The following is a 19,916-nucleotide window of genomic DNA, read 5'->3' as shown; positions in this document are numbered from 1 at the left end:
ATGCAACCGCTGATCGAAGTGACCCTGGAGGACGGCACCCGGCTGCTGGTCGAGCCGAGCGACGGCGAGCGCGACGAGCTGGTCGAGGCCGGGGTCGGCGACCACATCACCACCGCGCGGGACAGCTTCCAGACCATGATGAGCCGGCTGCGCCCGGTGATCCAGTCCGTGACCGACCAGGTCGGCTCGCTGCCCCGGCGGCCGGACAAGTTCACCGTCGAGATCGGCATCAAAATCACGGCTGAATCCGGCGTGGTGATCGCCAAAGCCGCCAGCGAGGGCCACCTCACCCTGACCATGGAGTGGTCCGGCCCCGAACGCGGCCCGGTCCCGAACCCCCGCCAGCCGGGCGAGTAACCCCGCCCGACCTGGCCGTTCCCGCCACTAGCGAAAGGAAGGGCACCTTCCACAACGTATACGTTGTGGAAGGTGCCCTTCCTTTCCTCAGGCCGCGATGAAGCTGCGGATCTGGGTGAGGACGTTGGTGTTGGTGAGGAAACCCAGGTGGGTCTCGCACAGCACGTTGTTGTTCGTGGCCCCGGTCAGGCGGGTGCTGGTGTACGGGATGATGATGCCGTCGCAGGCCGAGTACCAGGTGCCGTACTTGGCCGTGCCGGGCGTCTCGTCGCCGTCGGCGAGGTCGAGCAGGAACAGCGAGCCCGGGTACATCTCGATGCACGAGACGTTGATCAGGCACGCGCCGGCGTAGGTGGTGCCGTGGTTCGCGCCGGCGATCGAGGCGACGTGGCTGACGTTGGCCGAGCCGCCCAGCTCCTCCAGGTACCAGCGGGTGACCAGGCCGCCCATCGAGTGGTTCACGATGGCGACCTTCGACGCGCCGGTCTGCGCCTTGACCTGGTTCACCTTGTCGCGCAGCCCGGCGGCGCTGATCTGGTTGGAGCCGGCCCAGTTGTAGTCGTACGTGTAGAGGCGGGTGAAGCCGCCGGCCCGGAAGACCGACAGCGCGGTCGTCCAGTTCGACGAGTTGCCGATGAAGCCGTGCACGAAGATCACCGGTGTGCTGGTAGCCGCGCTGGCGGGCGTCGCGGGGGCGACCACGAGCGCCGCGGCGGCGAGCAGGGCCGCGCCGGCGGCGATGAGACGTTGGCGGATACGCATGGGGAGCCCTTCGGTGGGACGGTGCGTGTGGTGTCCACGAGCATCGGAGCAGCGCCCGGCTGTCTGCATCGGCGTAATCGCCGGTCTGGGATCCATATCAGGCATCGTCAGATGGCGATGTTTAGACGTATAGTGACGACCGGTGGTACGGCGGCCACTCGCGTTCCCGCGTGTTTGATTCCGTTGATTCGGGAGGGAACGTGAACGAAGCCGACCCGACCCACTGATGGGAGACCGCCGATGGGCAACCGTCCCTGCCGCATCGCCGCCGCCACCGTCCTCGCCGTCCTCGCCGGGATGCTGCTCGGCGCGCCCGCGGCCTCGGCCGTGCCGCCGGACTACACCACCAGCGAGGCGGGCAACCCGTTCGCCGACGGCTGGTACGCCGATCCCGACACGGTCGTCTACGGCGACCGCTACTGGGTGTTCCCGACGACCTCGAAGAGCTACGCCGAGCAGACCTACCTGGACGCCTTCTCCTCCACCGACCTCGTCAACTGGACCAAGCACCCCAACGTGCTGACCAAGGCGAACGTCTCCTGGGCGTCGTACGCGATGTGGGCGCCCGCGCCGATCCAGCGCAACGGCAAGTACTACCTCTACTTCGCCGCCAACGACATCCAGAACAACAGCAGCCTCGGCGGCATCGGCGTGGCCGTGGCGACCCAGCCCCAGGGCCCCTACGCCGACGCGCTGGGCCGCCCGCTGATCGACCGGTTCCAGAACGGCGCGCAGCCCATCGACCAGGACGTCTTCATCGACGACGACGGTCAGGCCTACATGTTCTACGGGGGCTGGGGCCACGCGAACGTGGTCAAGCTCAACGCCGACATGATCAGCCTCGGCACGCACGCCGACGGCACGGTCTACAAGGAGATCACGCCCGCGGGTTACGTCGAGGGCCCGCAGATGTTCAAGCGCAACGGGAAGTACTACCTGATGTGGTCCGAGGGCGGCTGGACCGGCCCCGACTACTCCGTCGCGTACGCGATCGCGAACTCGCCGCTGGGCCCGTTCGCCCGGCTCGGCAAGGTGCTCGCCCAGGACGCCGCCGTGGCCCGCGGCTCCGGGCACAACTCCGTGGTCAACATCCCCGGCACCGACACCTGGTACATCGTCTACCACCGCCGGCCGCTCAGCGAGACCGACGGCAACCACCGGCAGCTCGCGTACGACCGGATGGTCTTCAACGCCGACGGCACGATCGCCCCGGTGACCATGCGGGTGCGCGACGACTTCGCCGACAACAACGCCTTCGGCTGGCGAACCTACGGCGGCACGTGGGGCGCGAGCGGCGGCCGGTACGCGGCGGCGAACTCGCTGGGCGGCAAGGCGCTGCTGGACACCAACTTCGGCAACGTCACCTACGACGCCGACGTGGCGGTGACCTCGGGCGGCGGCGACGCCGGGCTCATCTTCCGGGTCACCAACGCCACCACCGGCACCGACGGTTACACCGGTTACTACGCGGGCATCAGCCCCGCGGGCCGGGTCGTGCTCGGCCGGGTCAACAACAACTGGACCCAACTCCAGGCGACGGCCATGACCGTCGCCGTCGGCGCGACCTACAAGCTGCGGGTGACCGCGATCGGATCCTCGATCAAGGTGTACGTCGACGACATGGTCACGCCGAAGATCAACGTCACGGACGCGACCTACCCCACCGGGGCGACTGGGCTGCGCGTGTTCAACGCCGCCGCCGCCTTCGACAACGTCTCGGTCAGCCCACCTGTCGGCTCCGGGACCAACCTGGCGCAGGGCCGCCCTGCGACCGGCACCACCGCATGCCAGGCCGCCGAAGGCCCGGAGAAGGCCGTCAACGGCACCGTCAACGGCGGCAACACCGACAAGTTCTGCTCCGCCGTGACCGGGGCCTGGCTGCGCGTCGACCTCGGCGCGAGCCGGGCGATCAACCGGTTCGAGGTCGCCCACGCCCAGGCGGGCGGGGAGTCGGCGACCCTGAACACCAGGGCCTTCACCATCTCGGTGTCGGCCGACGGGGTGACCTGGACGCAGGCCGTCAACGCCACCGCGAACACCGCCGCCACCAGCACCCACCCGGTCAGCGTCACCGGCCGGTACATCAGGCTGAACGTCGTCACCCCGGCCCAGAACACCGACATCGCCACCCGCATCTACGAACTGCGCGCCTTCGGCTGACCCGTTTCCGCCGGCCGTCCGCCCTCGGTTGACCGGGTGGCGGTGGATTCCACGCCCCGCCAGATCAGATCTGGCGGGGCGTCTGGCGCCTACCGGGTGGCGGGGTCGCCGCACCGTGCGAGCCGGCCGCGTTGACGTGGTGGACGAGAGGAATGTGATGGCGGTGAACCGAACCGGCCTGGCGGTGGAGACCTCCGGGCTGGTGAAGACGTTCGGTAAGACCCGGGCGGTGGACGGGCTGGACCTGGCGGTGCCCGCCGGGACGGTGTACGGCCTGCTCGGGCCCAACGGGGCGGGCAAGACCACGGCGGTGCGCATGCTGGCCACGCTGCTGCGCCCCGACGGGGGAGAGGCCCGGGTGTTCGGGCACGACCTGCGCACCGAGGCCGACGCGGTGCGCACCCGGGTCAGCCTGACCGGCCAGTACGCCTCGGTCGACGAGGACCTGACCGGCACCGAGAACCTGATCCTGCTCGGCCGGCTGCTCGGCTACCGCAAACCGGCCGCCCGCGAGCGCGCCGCGCAGCTGCTGGCCGCGTTCGGGCTGACCGAGGCGGCCGACCGGCAGGTGAAGAAGTACTCCGGCGGCATGCGGCGGCGCATCGACATCGCCGCCAGCATCCTGAACACCCCCGACCTGCTGTTCCTGGACGAGCCGACGACGGGCCTGGACCCGCGTAGCCGCAACCAGGTGTGGGAGATCATCCGGGCGGTGGTGGCGCAGGGCACGACGGTGCTGCTGACCACGCAGTACCTGGACGAGGCCGACCAGCTCGCGGGCCGGATCGCGGTCATCGACGAGGGTCGGGTCATCGCCGAGGGCACGCCGGGGCAGCTCAAGTCCTCGATCGGGGCGGGCACCGTGCACCTGCGGCTGCGCGACGCGGCCCAGCGCCCCGAGGCGGAGCGCCTGCTGGCGAAGGTGCTGGACACGACCGTGCAGCAGGAGGCCGACCCGGTCGCGCTGACCGCGCGCGTCGGCGGCTCGGGCGCGGCTGTGGACGCCGCCGCGGCCGGTTCGCGGGCCCTGGCGGAGCTGGCCGGCGCGGGCATCGTCGTCGACGAGTTCTCCCTCGGCCAGCCCAGCCTCGACGAGGTGTTCCTGGCCCTGACCGACAAGGCCGCCCGAACGGAGGAGAAGGCATGAGTACCGCGACTGTCGCCCCGGAGAGCACCGCTTATACGCCGTCGGCCGAGTCCATCGCCGCGGTGCTCGCGCCGGGGGAGAAGCCGCGGCGGCCTGGGCCGCTGTCGGCGTCGCTGACGTTCGGCTGGCGGGCCATGCTGAAGATCAAGCACGTGCCTGAGCAGCTGTTCGACGTCACGATGTTCCCGATCATCATGACGCTGATGTTCACGTACCTTTTCGGCGGCGCGCTGGCCGGTTCGCCGCGCGAGTACCTGCAGTACCTGCTGCCCGGCATCATGGTCACCAGCGTCGTCATGATCACGATGTACACCGGGGTCGGCCTGAACACCGACATCGAGAAGGGCGTCTTCGACCGCTTCCGCACCCTGGCGGTGTGGCGGCCCGCCGCGCTGGTCGGCATGATCTTCGGCGACCTGCTGCGCTACGTGCTGGCCGCCCTCGTGATCATGGGCGTCGGCCTGGTGCTCGGCTTCCGGCCCGGCGGCGGCGTCATGGGCGTGGCAGCCGGCATCGGGCTGCTGGTGGTGTTCTCGTTCGCGTTCTCCTGGATCTGGACCTGGCTCGGCCTCATCCTGCGCAGCGAGAAGTCGGTGATGGGCGTCAGCATGCTGGTGCTGTTTCCGCTGACGTTCCTCAGCAACGTGTTCGTGCAGCCCACCACGATGCCGGGCTGGCTGCAGGCGTTCGTGGACGTCAATCCGATCACCCAGCTGGTGGCGGCGGTGCGCTCGGTGATGACCGGCGCGCCCGAGGCCGGGGCGATCACGTGGGTGCTGGTCGCGAGCGTGGCCTGCACGGCGGTCTTCGGCGCGCTGACCATGTACCGCTACAACCGCAAATGACGGTCCACCGCCCTGGCGGCGTTCATAGCCGCCAGGGCGGTGCCTGGTCCGGGTGGTAGCCGCAGGCGTTGCCCGTCGATACGCTCGCCCGCAGATGCTCCGCCAGCTCCGGGTGCAGGTCGTCGAGCCGCCGCAGCGTGTCGCGGATCCGGGCGGTGACCGCCTTGCGGGCGCGCTCGCCGTCGTCGCCGAGCCGCCTGGTGCGCCCGCCCAGCCCCGCCGCCGCCCGCAGCTCGGCCAGCAGCGCGTCGCGTTCGGACTCCAGCGCCTGCCGCTGGGCCGTGTCGTCGCGCCGGGCGGCCGCGTCGAGGGCGTCGTCGAGCTGGTCGAGTCGCTGCCGGTAGTGCGCCTTCGCTGTGTCGTCGAGCACCGTGTCCGCGCCCATCCGCCGCGCCGCGACGGCCGCCGCTCCGCCCGGCGGGTCGGCCAGCTCCACTGCCGCGACGTCCGTGCCCGGGCGGCCGAGCAGCTCGTGCAGGTCGCGCAGGCCCTTGGCGTCGGGCAGGTGCACGGTCCGGCCCGCGTACCGCACCCGCCAGGTGGCGTCCTCCCGCACGAACTCGCATGCCGCGGCGTCCGCCTCCGGCCCGCGCTCGCCGTCGTAGGAGTCGCCGCCGAGTCCGGTCAGCTGGGCCATGCCGAGTTCGGCCGCCTCGCGGACAGCCCGCTCCCGCAGCACGGCGGCCGTCGCCGCGTCGCCGGGGCCATCCCGGCGGGACAGGACCCGGGCCAGACCCGTGCGCGCCCGTACGGCCCACGGCCGGGCCTGCATCCGCTCGGCCGACTCCGCCGCGGCCGTGTACTCGGCCACCGCCTCGTCCCAGCGTCCCGCCGCCGCGTCGACCTCGGCCAGCCAGAAGTCCAGCGGGCCGCTCACGTCGCAGCCCCACAGCGACACCGCCCACTCGCCGCGGTACGGCGTCAGCGCCTCCCGGGCCTTGGCACACCGGTCCGGGTCGGCCGTCGCGGCGGCGAGCTGCGCCCGCAGACGCAGCCACAACCGGGTGACCGACGTCGGGTACGGGTCGTGCTCGCTGCGCGCCTCCGCGGACGCCACCAGCCGCAGCGCCTCGGCGGTGTCCCCGCGCTCCACCGCCGTGATCGCCTGGACCAGCGGCAGGTACGGATGATCCTGCGCCTGCAGCAGATCCAGCAGCCGGCCCGCCTCCGCGAAGCGGCCGCGCTGCATCGCCAGCGCCCAGTCCAGGTGGTACTGCATGAACGTGAAGTCGGCGTGGCCCTCGCCCTCCCCGGTGCGCAGCTGCGCCAGCCACGCCTCGGCCTGGTCGAACCGGCCCGTGGTGGTGGCGATGACCGCCTGGTCGACCAGCAGCGATATCCGCATGCGCAGGCTGCCGTCCCGCTCGGCCGCCGCCACGAACGCGCTCACCTGCTCCAGGTAGCCGGGGTCGCCCAGCTCCAGCAGCGCCACCCAGCGGAACGACGCCGCCAGCGCCTCCGCGCCGGTGTCCGCCGAGCGGCGGCTCACCTGCTCCATCTCGGCGGTCAGCGCCTCCCGTTCCCGCGCGCCGCCCGGACCCCAGCTGATGTCATGCCGCGCCCAGAGGCTGAACATCAGCGCCTCGTCGTCGCGGCCCGTACGGGCCAGCAGCTCGGTGCGTACGATCAGGCTCTGCGCCAGCTGCTCCGGCGTCGCCGCGTGCGCGCCCTCGCCGATCAGCGCCCGGTACGCCTCGCGCAGCAGCCCGCGCCGCAGCTCGGTGCGCGCGTCGCCGTCGCGGCCGTGCCGGAACACGACCAGTGCCATCCAGGCCAGCAGCTCCGCGTCGCCGGTCTCCCGGGCCAGCGCGGCGGCCTCCTCGAACAGCCGCCAGCCCTCCGCCCGATCCCCGAGGTGGTACACGCTCCGGCCCAGGTCGGTCAGCACCCGCACCCGCCGCAGCGGCTCGCGTACCAGCTCCAATGCCCGCCGGTAGTGCGCGATCGCCTCGTCGGTGGCCAGCCGGTCGCCCGCGTCCGCGGCCGCCGCCAGCAGCCGCGCCACCGCGGCCTCCGGTTCCAGCAGCGCACCGGCCAGGTACGCGTGCCGGGCCAGATCCGCGGGCAGCACCAGCCCCGCCACCTCCGGCGACGCCTCCGCCGCCCGTGCCACCGCCGCGTGCCGCTCCTGCCGGGCCGCTTCGCCCAGCCCGTCGTGCAGCGCCTCGCGCACCAGGTCGTGGGTGAAGGCGAACCGGTCCCCGCCGAGCGCGGCGACCAGCCGGGCCTCCTCGGCCAGCGCCAGCAGCCGGTCCACGGCGGCGTCCGGGGTGCCCGACACCGCTACGAGCACCTGCCGCGGGAACTCGCGGCCGAGCACCGCGGCCGTGGCGAGCAGCGCGGTGACGTCGTCGGGCAGCAGTGCCAGCCGCCTGGCCAGCGCGTCCCGCACGCCTGGCGCGACCGCCAGCACCCCGCCGCCGCTGTGCCACAGCCGCGCCGTCTGCTCCACGAAGAACGGGTTGCCGCCGGTCCGCCGGTGCACCTCCGCGGCCAGCGCCGCATCCGGCGCGGCTCCCGCCGTCCGCGCCATCAGCTCCGCGACCTCGTCGCGGCCCAGCCCGGTGAGGGTCACCGTGGTCGCCTTGACCGACAGCGGCACCATCAGCTCCCGCAGCGGGTGGCCCGGCGCCTCCACCTCGACGTCGCGGTACGCCCCGATCAGCAGCACCCGCTCCGACCAGGTGTGCTGCGCCGCGAACCGGAGCAGCCGCAGCGACGCCGCGTCCGCCCAGTGCAGGTCGTCCAGGGCCACCACCAGCGGACGGCGCTGCGACAGCGCGACGAACGCACCGGTGACCGCGTCGAACAGCGGGAACTCGCCGTCGAGCGGCGCGCTGTCCGCGTCCGGGCCGCCCTCGCCGAGCAGCACCGCCAGCCCGGCCCCGCCCGCCTGCCGCGCCACCGCCCAGCCGGCCTCGCCGACGCCCCGGCGTACGGCCCGCAGCACCTGCGTCCACGGCCAGAACCCGGGCGCGCTCTCGGCGTCCCAGCAGGTCCCCGCGACAACCAGCGCACCGGCCGCACGGGCCTGCGCCATCGCCGCCGTGAGCAGCGAGGTCTTGCCGATGCCCGCCTCCCCGGCGACGAGCACCAGCCCGCCGTGCCCGGCCATCGCCCGGGACACCTCGTCGTGCAGCACCGCCGACGGGTGGGCGCGGCCGATCAGACCCGCGCTCACGCCGCCCTCCGCGCGGTCGTCCCCAGCTCGCTGCCCCGAATGCCCATAGACCGACCAGGCTATCCGTCACCCCGGACATCATCTCGACGCCGTCCCCGGGCTGTAGCCCTGATGTAGGGCGAATGTAGGCAATGCCGTCATCGTGAACCGGTCGGCCGTCCAACGGTGGGAAGGAAGCCCCATGCCGGATCGTCACCGCAGATTCGTCCAGGTAACCGCGGTCGCGGTGGCGCTGCTCGCGGGCGGTGTCGCGACACCGGCCGGGTCCTCGGCCGCGCCCGCCCCGGCGGCGGCCGTGGCCGATCGGGTGCTGCGCGTCTACAACAACAACATCGAGAACCTGGTGACCAACAACTCCGACGGGTCGTGCACCCGGATCTCCGGCCCGGACCACCTGACCTCGATGCTGGTCGACGACGCCGGGCGCACCGGCACCAGCGGGGTGGTCGCCCCCGACATCCTCATCGTGCAGCAGGTGCGCGGCACCGGCCAGGCCTCCGCGTACGCCGACCAGCTGTCGGCGAAGTTCGGCTACCCGGCGGGCACGTACCGGGCGATCGTGGTCTGGGACGACCCCGAGCCGTGGGGCAGCACGCACCGCTGCGACGACCAGTCCCTGGGCGACCTGAAGAAGAAGCAGACCAACGGCATCATCTACAACACCCAGCGGCTCAGCCTGGCCTCCGGCGACATCTCCAAGTACTGGAGCGCGGGCTGGCTGAAGCCGGGCACGGCGTACGACAACGGCGCGGGCTGCACCCTGTACAAGCCGCCGAACAACGACGACGGCAGCACCAACGAGTGGAAGTGGAAGCGCACCAGCGCGATCGCCGCCCGGTTCACCATCAAGGCGACCGGCACCAGCGTGTTCGTGGCGACCATGCACCTGCCGCAGGAGAACCGGCAGAACGCCTGCGCCGGCGACGGCGACAAGGGCGTCGGCGGCACCGGCATCCACCTCGGCGCCGACGCGACCACCCTGCTGAACGCGTCCACGATCCGGATCGTCGGCATCGACGCCAACCGCACCGGCATCCCCGTGAGCACGCTCAGCGGCTACGGCATGACCGGATACGGCACGGCGGCCACCAACGGCTCCAGCAAGATCGACTACCTGTTCGTCCGCGGCACCGTGCAGTCCTCGCCGATCGGCCACACCGTGAGCAGCACCAAGTCCAACCACCTCGCCCTGTACAGCTTCATCGCGTTCTGACGAAAGGAAGGGCACCTTCACATCGCCATGCGTTGTAGAAGGTGCCCTTCCCAACGATTGGCGCAGTCGGAGCAGGGCGTTCAGCCGGCGGTCTGGTTGAAGTCGGGCAGGATCAGCGAGCCGTCCGGGGCCAGGGTGAAGCCCGGGTTGTGGGCGATCTCCCAGACGTGCCCGTCGGGGTCGGCGAAGAAGCCCGCGTACCCGCCGTAGAACGTCTCCTGCGCGGGCTTGGTGACCGTCGCTCCGGCCCCGGCCGCCACCGCCATGATCTCGTCGACGTCGGCGCGGCTGCGTACGTTCTGGGCCAGGCAGATACCGCCGAAGCCGTCGCCGCCCGGGTCCGGCACCCCGGCGTCGGCGGCGACCTTGTCCCGTCCCCACAGCACGACGGCCATGCCTCCGGCCTGGAAGAACACGGTCTGCTCGATCTCCTGCCCCCGCCAGCCGAGCCGCTCGTAGAAGGTCCTGGCCCGAGCAAGATCCGCGACCCCGAGCGTGACGATGCTGATGCGCTGCTCCATCGCTGCACCGTAACCCCACGGCCGCCCCGTCGGTGCGGGTCAAGGTCACTCGACTTGCCAGGCACCTGCGCGAAAGCGCGTCCAAGATACGCGCATCTGCCCGGCAAGTCGGCTGATCTCGGGCGGGTGGACCGCCGCGGGGCAGCGGGGATGGTCGATCGGGTGGCAGGGGTTCACCTGTTTGGTTAGGGTGCGGGGCGGCGCCCCACCGGGCGCGACCCCCATGGAAAGGCTCGACACATGACCTCCCCCTCCGGTATGCCGTCGCGGCGGCAGCTGCTCACCGGCGCGGCCGCGGCCGTCGTCGCGGGTCCGCTGGTCGCCGCGATCCCGGCCCAGGCGGCCGGGAACGGGCAGCCGCAGACCTACGACCTGACGGTCCTCGGCACCTCCGACACCCACGGCAACGTCTTCAACTGGGACTACTACCGCGACAAGGAGTACGACGACAGCGCGCACAACGACGTCGGCGTCGCGAAGGTGGCCACCCTGGTCAACCAGATCCGCGCCGAGCGCAAGGGCAAGGCGACGCTGGTCCTCGACGCGGGCGACACGATCCAGGGCACCCCGCTGGCGACGTTCTACGCCAAGCAGGAGCCGATCACGTCGACCGGGGAGCGGCACCCGATGGCCCGCGCGATGAACGTCATCGACTACGACGCCATCACGCTGGGCAACCACGAGTTCAACTACGGTCTGCCGCTGCTGGACCTGTGGATCCGCCAGCTCGGTTTCCCGGCGCTGGCCGCCAACGCGGTCAAGGCGCGCTCGGGCAAGCCGGCGTTCACGCCGTACGTCATCAAGAAGGTGTCGCTGGGCCACGGCGCGCCGTCGCTGCGGGTGGGCATCCTGGGTCTGACCAACCCCGGCGTCGCGATCTGGGACAAGGCGAACGTCGAGGGCAAGCTGCGCTTCGAGGACATGATCGCGACCGCGGCGAAGTACGTGCCGATCATGCGGGAGCGCGGGGCCGACATCGTGCTGATCTCCGCGCACGGCGGCGACAACGGCGTGTCCAGCTACGGCGACCTGCTGCCCAACGAGAACCCGACGGCGCTGATCGCGCAGCAGGTGCCCGGCATCGACGCGATCCTGTTCGGCCACGCCCACAACGAGGTCGTGGAGAAGTTCGTCGCCAACGAGGCGACCGGCGAGCTGGTGCTGCTGTCCGAGCCGTCGAAGTGGGGCCAGCGGGTCACCCGGATGGACTTCACGCTCAGCCGCGAGCGCGGCCGCTGGAAGGTCACCGCCAAGCACGCCACCATGCTGAACACGAACACCGTCGTCGAGGACCCGAAGGTCGTCGCCGCGGTGAAGGCGCAGCACGACAAGACCGTGGCGTACATCAACCAGGTCGTGGCGACCTCGGTGGTGGAGCTGTCCGCGGAGAAGTCCCGCTACGTCGACACCCCGATCCTCGACTTCATCAACAAGGTGCAGACCGACACCGTGGCCGCGGCCATGGCCGGCACCTCGTATGCCGGCCTGCCGGTGCTGTCGATCTCCGCGCCGTTCAGCCGCACCGCGCTGTTCCCGGCCGGCGACGTGAAGATCAAGGACCTGGCCGGGCTGTACATCTACGACAACACCCTCGAAGCGGTGGTGCTCACCGGCGCCGAGGTGCGCGCCTACCTGGAGTACTCGGCCAAGTACTTCCGCACGCTCGCCCCGGGTGCGCCGGTCGACCCGGCCGCGATCAGCGAGCCGACCGTGCCGGACTACAACTACGACACGTTCTCCGGCGTCGACTACGAGATCGACATCAGCAAGCCGGTGGGCCAGCGCATCACGGTCCTGAACCACGCGGGCACGACCACCCCCGTCGCCGACGCCGACCAGTTCGTGGTCGCGGTGAACAACTACCGGCGCAGCGGCGGCGGCGGCTTCCCCGGCATCGTCAAGACCCAGGTCTACAACGAGCAGCAGGAGATCCGCCAGCTGCTGATCGACTGGGCGCAGGCCAAGGGCGTCATCGACCCGGCCGACTTCTCCCAGCAGAACTGGAAGCTGGTCCGCGAGGGCGTCCCGGTCTTCTGACCCGCGCGTCGGGCACGTGTGGCGCGGCACGGGCCGCCCCGCGTGAACCGCAGCGGAGCCGGTCGAGAATCGACCGGCTCCGCTGCCCGTTGTGGGACTGTTCGGGAAGGGCTCAGTGCGGCGGCGGGACCGCCGGCCGGGCCGGGATCGCCACCAGCGCCAGCAGGGCCAGCGCCCAGGCGACCACGGCGCCCCAGCCGACCAGGGCGCCGACCTCGCCGCCGCCGGACTCGGCGAACTCCGCGAACAGCGCGCCCACCCCGATCACCAGGGCGACCCCGGCGAGCAGCCCTGCCGGCAGCCGGCGTCCGCGGCGCCACAGGGCCAGGCCGGCGAGGGCGAGCAGCGCGGCCAGGCCGGCCAGCACGACGAGGAACAGGATGACCGACACCAGCGCGGTGCCGCCCACGGACGTGTCGCCGCGGCCGAACAGGCTGCCCGACACCAGCATGACGACAAGGAACACCAGCGCCGCCGCCGCTGCCGCCGCGCACAGCCAGGCCGCGATGAGATCAGCGTTATTGGGCCGCGCGGCGTGCGGCCCCCCCGTGGGTCCAGACATGGCGGCAGCTTAACCCGGTGCTCGATAGATGTCGATCCCTTGCCGTGCGGTGGGCCGCCCGTGATCAGCGGCGCAGGGCGGCGACCGGCTCGATCCGGGCCGCCCGGATCGCCGGGTACGCGCCCGCGACGACGCCGACGACCAGACCGGCGAGCGGGGCGGGCAGCACCGCCGCCGGTTCGAGGATCGCGGTCCACCCCCGGGCGAGCGCGACGGCGACCACCGTCATGGCGCCGACGGCCGCGCCGACCCAGCCCGCCAGCGAACCGATCGCCGCGCTCTCGGCCAGGAACTGGGCGGCGATGTGCCACGGCCGCGCGCCCAGCGCACGGCGCAGCCCGATCTCCGGCACCCGCTCCAGGACGGCGACCATCGTCGTGTTCGCGATGCCGACCGCGCCGATCAGCAGGCATACGCCGGCGAGCAGCAGGAACAGCATCCCGACGTCGGCCGAGACCTGGTCGCGCAGCTGGCGCGGGTCGGGCGGGGTGACCACCGTGAACCGTTGCGGCGCGTCCGGGCGCAGGGCCAGCGCGGCCTGGGCCGCGACCACCTGGGCCGCGCCCAGCTCCGTTTCCACCAGCATCTTCGCCCGCCGGCCGGCCCCGGGCCGGCCCCAGAACTCCTCCGCGCTGTGCCTGGGCACGAGCACCGCGAACATCAGTTCCGGCAGCCGCGCCGAGCCGTCCAGCACCCCGATCACGGTGAACGGCACGCCGTCGATGAACACCGCCGGCCGCAACGCCAGTTCGGTGACACCGAGCTGGCGGGCGGCGGCCGCGCCCAGCACCGCGACGCGCTCGCCACGGCGGTCGTGCAGGGCGTCGAACGCCCGGCCCTGCGACCACCCCGGGCGGATCGCGTCGAACAGGCCGGGCGAGGCGGCGATGACGGGGATCTGGGCCGGCGCCGATCGACCCGGCAGCACCACCCCGCCGACCTCCGGCGCCGTGTCGCCGCCGACCGGCCACCAGACCCCGGCGGCACGCACCCCGCGGATCGCGCCGACCCGGGCGTCGGCGTCGGCCGTGAACGCCGGGTCCAGGTGGTCGCGGTCGGCCTCGTCGGCGTCCTCGACGACCACCTCGGTCGCGGCCAGCGCGGTGAAGCGCTTGCCGATCTGGCCGCCGGCGGTCGCGGTCAGGCCCAGCACCGCGACGAACGCCGCGACGCCGAGCACGGTGCCCAGCGCCGTCAGCGCCGTCCGGGCGGGCCTGGCGCGCAGCCCGGCCACCCCCTCACCGGCCAGGTCCCGGATCCGCAACCGGGAGGGAGCCACCTCGGCCGCGCTCATGTGGCCGCCGGCGTCGACTCGGTGAGCCGTCCGTCCCGGATGGTCACGGCCCGCCTGCCCCGCGCCGCGACCACCGGGTCGTGGGTGATCGTGACGACGGTCTGCCCGGCGGCCCGTACCTCCTCGATCAGGTCGAGGATCCGCTCGGCGGTCGCGCTGTCGAGGTTGCCCGTGGGTTCGTCGCACAGCAGCAGCGCCGGCTGCGGCGCCAGTGCCCGGGCGATGGCCACGCGTTGCCGCTCACCGCCGGACAGCTGCGAGGGCAGGGCGTACGCCCGGTGCGCCAGGCCCACCCGGTCGAGCATCTCCAGGCCGGTCCGGCGGCGGCGGGCGCTCGGCACACCTGAATACATCAGTGCCACGGTGACGTTGTCGAGCGCGCTGCGGTGGGGCATGAGATGGAACGCCTGGAACACGAAGCCGATCCGGCGGGCGCGCAGGCCGGCCCGCCGGGCGTTGCCGAGGCCGGCGGTGTCCACGCCCTCGAACTCGTACCGGCCCTCGGTCGGGCGGTCGAGCAGCCCGACGACGTTGAGCAGCGTGGACTTGCCCGAACCGGACGGTCCGAGGATCACCACGTGGTCGCCGGCCGCGACGGTCAGGTCGCACTCGCGCAGCGCGCGGTACGGCGGCGGCCCCGGATAGGTCAGCCCGATCCCGCGCAGGTCGAGCAGCGCCGTCATGCCGCGCCCACCACGACCAGGTCGCCCGGCGCGAGCTGCCCGGCGACCGCGGTCACCGCCGCGTATCCCTGCCCGGAGACCCCGACGGTCACCGCCACCCGCTCGGTGCCACCGGCGACCTGCCTGACCACCGACGTCTGCCCGTCGGGCGCGGCGAACAGCGCCGACAGCGGCACCACCAGGACCGGGCCGGACGAGCTGGCGGCCTCCACGGCCAGCCGCACATCCTGGCCCGCGAACGACTCCGGCAGCGCCGTGCCGGTGGGGCGGACCACGAGCGGGTGGCTGCGCGCACCGGACTCGTCCTGCGTCAGGTCACCGACCTTGTCCACCTGGCCGGTGGCCGACACACCCAGCACCTCGGAGGTGATCTCCACCGGCATGCCCTCGCGTACCAGCTTGCTCTGGGCCGGGTTGAGGCTCGCCTGGACGACCAGCGCACCGCTGGAGACGGTGACCAGCGGCGGGCGGACCTCCTCGCCGACGCGTGCGGTCAGTGCCTCGACCCGGCCCGGGAAGGCGGGCAGGAACACCACCTCGCCGGCCGGGAGCATCGGCCCCGACCGCGCCTGCAGGGCGACCAGCGCCTGCCGGGCCGCGGCGAGGTCCTCGCCGGCGTAGCGCAACGCGGTCCGGGCCTGCGCCACCGGGTCCTGCGGATCCGACGACGACGACGCCGGCGACGGCGCCGTCCGCAGCAGCGCCGCGAGCGTGGCCTCGGCCTCCTGCACGAGCCGCTCGGCGTGGCGCACCGCCTCCGCCTGCGCGGCGACCGCGCGCTCGTCGTCGGCGCCGGTGGTGCCCACCTCGTAACCGACCTCGCGGTACAGCTCCCGCAGCGCCCGCTGGGTGCCCGCACCGAACCGGCCGGCCGGGTCGGTCACCCGGTGCCCGAGCCCGGTCAGGGCCTTCTGCAGCTGCGTCACGTCCCGGCCGGTGGAACCGGGGCGCAGGTCGCGATATACGGGGATCGACCCGGGCAGGGCGATCAGCGGTCGCCCGGAGACCTCCAGCAGCACCGCGCCCGCCGGGAACGTCTGCCCGGCCCGCACCCGCACGCCCGTGACGACCGCCCGGCCGCCTTCTCTCGGCGAGGGGCTGACCTCGAAGCGCCCGCCGGCGACCACCACACCGCGCAGCACCACGGTGTCCTTGAGCACCCGGTGCTCGACGGCGGCGGTCAGCACCGTGGGTGGTGGCGGCGCGGCCTCGGCGGCCACCTGCTGCGGCGACCGCACCCAGCGCTGCGACAGCACACCTCCGGCGAGGATGACGGCGGTGACGGCCACCAGCACCGTCAGCCCGGACGGTCCGCGGCGTCGCCGGCGTCCCGCGGACGGCTCGTGTTCGTGGTCTTCCTCTGCCATGCCCGTCCCCCCGCGTCACCGCACAGCGGCGGCACCGTGGGAGAGCCTATCGATCACCACCGTTGTCCCGTGGCCCCCGCGAGTGGCATGTTGCTGCCATGGCGCGGTGCCTGCGCATCCGTCCAATTTAGTCCTGTCTGGGCGACGGCTTGGTGATATGTGCTGCGTAATGAGGCTTGCCAAACCTTCGGGACACGAACCATCATCGGCGTCATGTCCTCGGGTCGGTCCGACCGCCCCGATCGACCTAGATCATTTCGTAACCACGGGGAGGAACGAAATGGACGCCAACGCCGAGATACCCACCGGACGGCAGATCGAGGTCATCCGCCTGCTCGCCGACGGCAGCACCGACGAGACGATCGCGCGCAGGCTCGACGTCTCGGTGCGCACCGTCCGGCGCGACATCGCCGACCTCACCCGCCAGCTCGACGTTCAGGGCCGGATGGCCCTGGGCGTGGCCGTCGAGCGTCTCGACTGGCTGACCACGCTCCGCAAGCCCGGTGACGACCAGCCGCACACCGGACCCGCCGCCGCCGACTGACCCGGCGTGCGGCCCGGCCGCTGCCGCAGCCGGACCGCACCCGCTATCGACCGACGTCAGCCCAGTTCAACGACGATCCGGGCGGCGTTGGTCAACCGCGTCTGCAGCGCCTGCGCGATCTCGCGCAGTGCCTCGCCGTGGCGCTGCACGGCCTGCTGCTGGTACGCCGTCTCCACCGTCGCCCAGATCGCGACGAGGTCGACCTCCTTCTTGCACCGGGCGTCGGCCAGCGCCGTGGCGATCTCCCGTTCCCCGGGCCGGTCGCCCTGCCACCCCGGATCGTTGATCGCCTGATGCGGGTCGGTGTAGTCGAACCCGGCCCGCGACATGCACTCGCTCCACCTACCGAACGCCTGCACGACGCGGTCGTCCTCCTGGGAGCGCGCGTAGCTGTCGCGCGACAGCTGCTCGGCCAGGTCCGGCTGGGACACCTTGCCGATGCCCTCCTCCAGCCTGCGCCTGGCCTCGCCCATGCAGCCGCCGTCCGGCACGGCCAGGCCGTTGTGGACCTTCGGACCGTTGCCCGTCACCACGGCCTGGGCCGCCGCCGAGAACGGCGCCCGCTCGGGCTTGCGCCCGCCGGCCGCGATCGCTTTCGACGGCCGGTAGCCGTCGACCGCGGCCGCCGCGGCGTCGATCAGCCCGTACCGGCGCTCGTGGCGGGTGTAGGGCGCCGGGATCACCGGCGAGGGCGGCATGTCGAAGCCGAACCTCAGCATGCACGACCTGGCCAGCGCCTCGGTCGCCTGCGAGATCGGCCGTGTCTGGTCCGGCCCGATCAGGTACGGGTCCAGCGGCAGCGAGAAGGTTCGCAGGTCACCGACCGGCAGCAGGGCACCGATGGGCGGCGCGCCCTGCCCCGCGGCCGGGTCCTCCTGGGCGCAGCCGGCGGCCGTGCCCAGGAGGGCGAACACGACCGCGCCGGCGACACCCCGTGCGAGTCGGCGAAGCGGCGGGTTCATCTCAGGAATGCCAGTAGTGCGAGCTGAACTTGTCGTTGAACGTCGCGCTCAGCTGCGGCCGGTCACCCCAGGCGGGGGTGCCCAGCCAGTCGCCGAAGCCCCACTTGTCCGTGTAGGCGTCGACGGTGTAGCTGAGGTCGTAGTTGCGCAGCGACGACACCCGGTCGTTGACCAGGCAGTCGCAGCCACCGAAGAACGTGTAGGTGGTGTAGTTGTGGATCTGGTTGTGGAAGTCGGCCTTGCCCCCGCCGTAGTACTGGTTCTCGAAGAGGCAGACCTCGCCGTTGTCGCACACGTTGTCGTAGCTCACGGCGTGCGCGGGCGCGGCGACGGCGAACGACGCCGCGAACGCGACGACGAGGCCGAGCAGCACTGTGCGGATTCTTGTCACGTGGACTCCTGACGTCCGTCGGAAACTGCTGCTTCACCCTCGATGAGGGCTGATCGCACCGTATGGCGAGCGCCTTTCCCGACCTAGCCCGTGACCGTGGCAGCTTCGTGCCGTCCGCGAACGACAAGGGCGTCACCAGCATGGATGCAGCGGCGACAGCTTGTTGCCATTGACCACCGCCATTGCCAATGGTCAGGCTCGAACGTGTCTGGAATCCGCCGGCAAAGGAGAACGAAGGAGGCGTAATGAAAGTCCGAAAGCCGTGGGCCATCGGCGGCCTGGGCGCCGTGCTCGGCGGCATCGCGCTGGCCGTGACGCTGGTCGCCGGCGGCGGACCGTCGCTGACGAGCACGCCGACCGGCAGCGCCCACGCGGACGAGCTGCACCACTTCGAGGACGTGCCGACCATGCTGGCGACCTCGGACCTGGTGGTCACCGCGAAGGTCGTCAAGATCGGGAAGGGCCGCAGTGTCGGCCCCGACGACGGCTCGAAGATCACGTTCCGCGAGGTGCGCCTGCAGGTGCTGTCCATCCAGTACGACCGCACCGGCGCCCAGCCGGCCGAGCTGGTCGTCGAGGAGGAGGGCTGGGACGCCAAGGGCCGCGGCTACACGCTGGAAGGGCTCAGCTGGAGCAAGGTCGGCGACGTCGGCCACTTCTTCCTGGTCCGCAAGCGGGACGCCCCGGACCGGCACCGGCTCGTCAACAGCCAGGGCCGGGTACTCATCAAGGACAGCCGGCTGGACGGCAACCAGCGGGCCCACTTCAACGCCGAGATCACCGGCATGAGTCCCGCCACGTTCGAGAAGCTGCTCACCGCCGCCGCCGCCGACGTCCGTGCCGGGCGCATCAAGCCGCAGCGCCCCGGCGCGGCGGACTGACCGGCACCGCCGGTCACCAACGAGAAAGGAGCTACACATGAGCTGGACTCGACGGCTGCTCGCCGTCGCGGCCGCCTCGGCGATGGTGGTGGCGGCGGCCCCGCTGGCCGCCTCGCCCGGCTGGGCGAGCCACGACTGGTGGGCCGACCCCGACAACGCCACCCAGTACGTCTCCAGCGTCAGCCTGACGTCGAACGGCGGCAGCGCCGTCTGGAACGGCCGTTTCGAACTCGACCGCTCCGACGTCAACACCGCCGTCGGCAACGGCGACATCAACGTCTACGACGGCTACTACGGCGACACCGGCTGGGCCGGCCAGGCCGACTGCATCAACGTCACCGCCCTGGCGGACTGCGACGTGTTCGAGGTCAAGTTCAACCAGACCTACATGGACAACTACACGCTGCAGGAGTGGATGAAGGTCGGCTGCCATGAGTTCGGCCACACGGGCGGGCTCGACCATCGCACCACCAGCACCGACGGTGACCTGAACTCCTGCATGCGCACCGGCACCGCCAACCTGTCCCTCGACCTCGACCAGCACGATCTCGATGTCATCAACGACGACGTCTGAGGCGCCCGCCGTCCGCCGCCGCAACCCGCGGTGGTGGACGGCGGCCGCCGCCACCGTGCTGGCCGCCGCCGGCGTCGCCACCTACCTGCTGGTCCGCGACACCGATCCGGTGGACTGGAGCGGCCGGACCGAGTTCTGCACCGCGGCAGCCGAGTTCGAGGTCGGGCGGCCGAGAATGCCCCGGGTGCAGCGGGTCGCCCTGCTGCAGCGGCTGGAGAAGAGCGCGCCGCCCGGGTTCCAGGAGGACCTGCGCGAGCTCGCGCACGCGCTCGGCGAGGCGCCCGGCCGGATCGAGAAGCTCCCCGAGTTCCTCGACAGGAAGGCCACCCGCGTGTTCACCTTCGCCGAGAGCCGGTGCGGCATCGACGTGCCCGGCATCGACACCTGACCATCCCCGTCGCGCCGGCGCGGCCGGGGACCCCGCCGGGTCCCCGG

At 72.2% G+C, this 19,916-nt stretch carries 19 protein-coding genes; 10 read left to right on the top strand and 9 right to left on the bottom strand.

Annotated features, from left to right (window positions below; all coding sequences use genetic code 11):
- Nucleotides 1-357 (top strand): CU044_2847 family protein, encoded by a 357-nt coding sequence (locus tag Cco03nite_RS27420; RefSeq protein ID WP_203695121.1) that lies wholly within the window; start codon nucleotides 1-3, stop codon nucleotides 355-357.
- A gap of 87 nt (nucleotides 358-444) precedes the next feature.
- Here Cco03nite_RS27420 and Cco03nite_RS27415 read toward each other — a convergent pair whose 3' ends face one another.
- A complete protein-coding gene (locus tag Cco03nite_RS27415) occupies nucleotides 445-1,119 on the bottom strand; it encodes an esterase/lipase family protein (RefSeq protein WP_203695119.1) in 675 nt (224 codons plus the stop codon).
- Nucleotides 1,120-1,359: 240 nt separating this feature from the next.
- Here Cco03nite_RS27415 and Cco03nite_RS27410 point away from each other — a divergent pair, with 240 nt between their 5' ends.
- From Cco03nite_RS27410 to Cco03nite_RS27400, 3 genes are all read left to right on the top strand, one after another.
- Nucleotides 1,360-3,279, top strand: coding sequence for a family 43 glycosylhydrolase (locus Cco03nite_RS27410; RefSeq protein WP_239167705.1), 1,920 nt, complete (start codon nucleotides 1,360-1,362; stop codon nucleotides 3,277-3,279).
- 157 nt (nucleotides 3,280-3,436) lie between these two features.
- Nucleotides 3,437-4,426 carry an ATP-binding cassette domain-containing protein gene (locus Cco03nite_RS27405; protein ID WP_203695117.1) on the top strand — a complete coding sequence of 330 codons (990 nt, stop codon included), beginning with the start codon at nucleotides 3,437-3,439 and terminating at the stop codon, nucleotides 4,424-4,426.
- Nucleotides 4,423-5,271 carry an ABC transporter permease gene (locus tag Cco03nite_RS27400; protein ID WP_203695115.1) on the top strand — a complete coding sequence of 283 codons (849 nt, stop codon included), beginning with the start codon at nucleotides 4,423-4,425 and terminating at the stop codon, nucleotides 5,269-5,271. Before Cco03nite_RS27405 ends, Cco03nite_RS27400 begins: the two co-directional genes overlap by 4 nt.
- Nucleotides 5,272-5,293: 22 nt before the next feature.
- Here the strand turns inward: Cco03nite_RS27400 and Cco03nite_RS27395 are convergent, their stop codons facing one another.
- Nucleotides 5,294-8,452, bottom strand: a complete 3,159-nt coding sequence (locus Cco03nite_RS27395) for an ATP-binding protein (RefSeq protein WP_203695113.1) — start codon at nucleotides 8,450-8,452, stop codon at nucleotides 5,294-5,296.
- A 181-nt stretch (nucleotides 8,453-8,633) separates the two neighbouring features.
- On the opposite strand from Cco03nite_RS27395, the gene Cco03nite_RS27390 reads away from it, so the two are divergent.
- Nucleotides 8,634-9,665 (top strand): hypothetical protein, encoded by a 1,032-nt coding sequence (locus tag Cco03nite_RS27390; protein ID WP_203695111.1) that lies wholly within the window; start codon nucleotides 8,634-8,636, stop codon nucleotides 9,663-9,665.
- A gap of 80 nt (nucleotides 9,666-9,745) precedes the next feature.
- Here the strand turns inward: Cco03nite_RS27390 and Cco03nite_RS27385 are convergent, their stop codons facing one another.
- Entirely contained in the window at nucleotides 9,746-10,186 is a 441-nt protein-coding gene (locus Cco03nite_RS27385; protein WP_203695109.1) for a VOC family protein, read from the bottom strand.
- Nucleotides 10,187-10,426: 240 nt separating this feature from the next.
- Here Cco03nite_RS27385 and Cco03nite_RS27380 point away from each other — a divergent pair, with 240 nt between their 5' ends.
- Entirely contained in the window at nucleotides 10,427-12,223 is a 1,797-nt protein-coding gene (locus Cco03nite_RS27380) for a bifunctional metallophosphatase/5'-nucleotidase (protein WP_203695107.1), read from the top strand.
- A gap of 112 nt (nucleotides 12,224-12,335) precedes the next feature.
- Here the strand turns inward: Cco03nite_RS27380 and Cco03nite_RS27375 are convergent, their stop codons facing one another.
- From Cco03nite_RS27375 to Cco03nite_RS27360, 4 genes are all read right to left on the bottom strand, one after another.
- A complete protein-coding gene (locus Cco03nite_RS27375; protein ID WP_203695106.1) occupies nucleotides 12,336-12,785 on the bottom strand; it encodes a hypothetical protein in 450 nt (149 codons plus the stop codon).
- 64 nt (nucleotides 12,786-12,849) lie between these two features.
- Nucleotides 12,850-14,079: an ABC transporter permease gene (locus Cco03nite_RS27370; protein ID WP_203695104.1), complete on the bottom strand. Its 1,230-nt coding sequence runs from the start codon at nucleotides 14,077-14,079 to the stop codon at nucleotides 12,850-12,852.
- Nucleotides 14,076-14,762 carry an ABC transporter ATP-binding protein gene (locus Cco03nite_RS27365; RefSeq protein WP_203695102.1) on the bottom strand — a complete coding sequence of 229 codons (687 nt, stop codon included), beginning with the start codon at nucleotides 14,760-14,762 and terminating at the stop codon, nucleotides 14,076-14,078. Before Cco03nite_RS27365 ends, Cco03nite_RS27370 begins: the two co-directional genes overlap by 4 nt.
- Entirely contained in the window at nucleotides 14,759-16,129 is a 1,371-nt protein-coding gene (locus Cco03nite_RS27360; protein WP_203695201.1) for an HlyD family efflux transporter periplasmic adaptor subunit, read from the bottom strand. Before Cco03nite_RS27360 ends, Cco03nite_RS27365 begins: the two co-directional genes overlap by 4 nt.
- 280 nt (nucleotides 16,130-16,409) lie before the next feature.
- On the opposite strand from Cco03nite_RS27360, the gene Cco03nite_RS42560 reads away from it, so the two are divergent.
- A complete protein-coding gene (locus tag Cco03nite_RS42560; RefSeq protein ID WP_239167704.1) occupies nucleotides 16,410-16,673 on the top strand; it encodes a response regulator transcription factor in 264 nt (87 codons plus the stop codon).
- 56 nt (nucleotides 16,674-16,729) lie between these two features.
- Here the strand turns inward: Cco03nite_RS42560 and Cco03nite_RS27350 are convergent, their stop codons facing one another.
- A complete protein-coding gene (locus Cco03nite_RS27350; protein WP_203695098.1) occupies nucleotides 16,730-17,635 on the bottom strand; it encodes a hypothetical protein in 906 nt (301 codons plus the stop codon).
- A 1-nt stretch (nucleotide 17,636) separates the two neighbouring features.
- Nucleotides 17,637-18,026, bottom strand: coding sequence for a peptidase inhibitor family I36 protein (locus Cco03nite_RS27345; protein WP_203695096.1), 390 nt, complete (start codon nucleotides 18,024-18,026; stop codon nucleotides 17,637-17,639).
- A gap of 245 nt (nucleotides 18,027-18,271) precedes the next feature.
- On the opposite strand from Cco03nite_RS27345, the gene Cco03nite_RS27340 reads away from it, so the two are divergent.
- Genes Cco03nite_RS27340 through Cco03nite_RS27330 form a run of 3 tightly spaced genes read left to right on the top strand, consistent with a single transcriptional unit; the run spans nucleotide 18,272 to nucleotide 19,869 of the window.
- Complete coding sequence (locus tag Cco03nite_RS27340) at nucleotides 18,272-18,907, top strand: hypothetical protein (RefSeq protein WP_203695094.1); 636 nt, start codon at nucleotides 18,272-18,274, stop codon at nucleotides 18,905-18,907.
- A gap of 37 nt (nucleotides 18,908-18,944) precedes the next feature.
- Entirely contained in the window at nucleotides 18,945-19,481 is a 537-nt protein-coding gene (locus tag Cco03nite_RS27335; protein ID WP_203695092.1) for a hypothetical protein, read from the top strand.
- On the top strand, nucleotides 19,459-19,869 hold the full coding sequence (locus tag Cco03nite_RS27330) for a hypothetical protein (protein ID WP_203695090.1): 411 nt from the start codon (nucleotides 19,459-19,461) through the stop codon (nucleotides 19,867-19,869). The genes Cco03nite_RS27335 and Cco03nite_RS27330 overlap by 23 nt, the downstream gene beginning before the upstream one ends.
- The last annotated feature ends 47 nt before the right edge of the window (nucleotides 19,870-19,916 follow it).

The organism is Catellatospora coxensis (assembly GCF_016862635.1).
GTDB lineage: Bacteria > Actinomycetota > Actinomycetes > Mycobacteriales > Micromonosporaceae > Catellatospora > Catellatospora coxensis.
The sequence above is the reverse complement of the archived record's forward strand: the minus strand, read 5'-3'. Positions and strand labels throughout refer to the sequence as shown.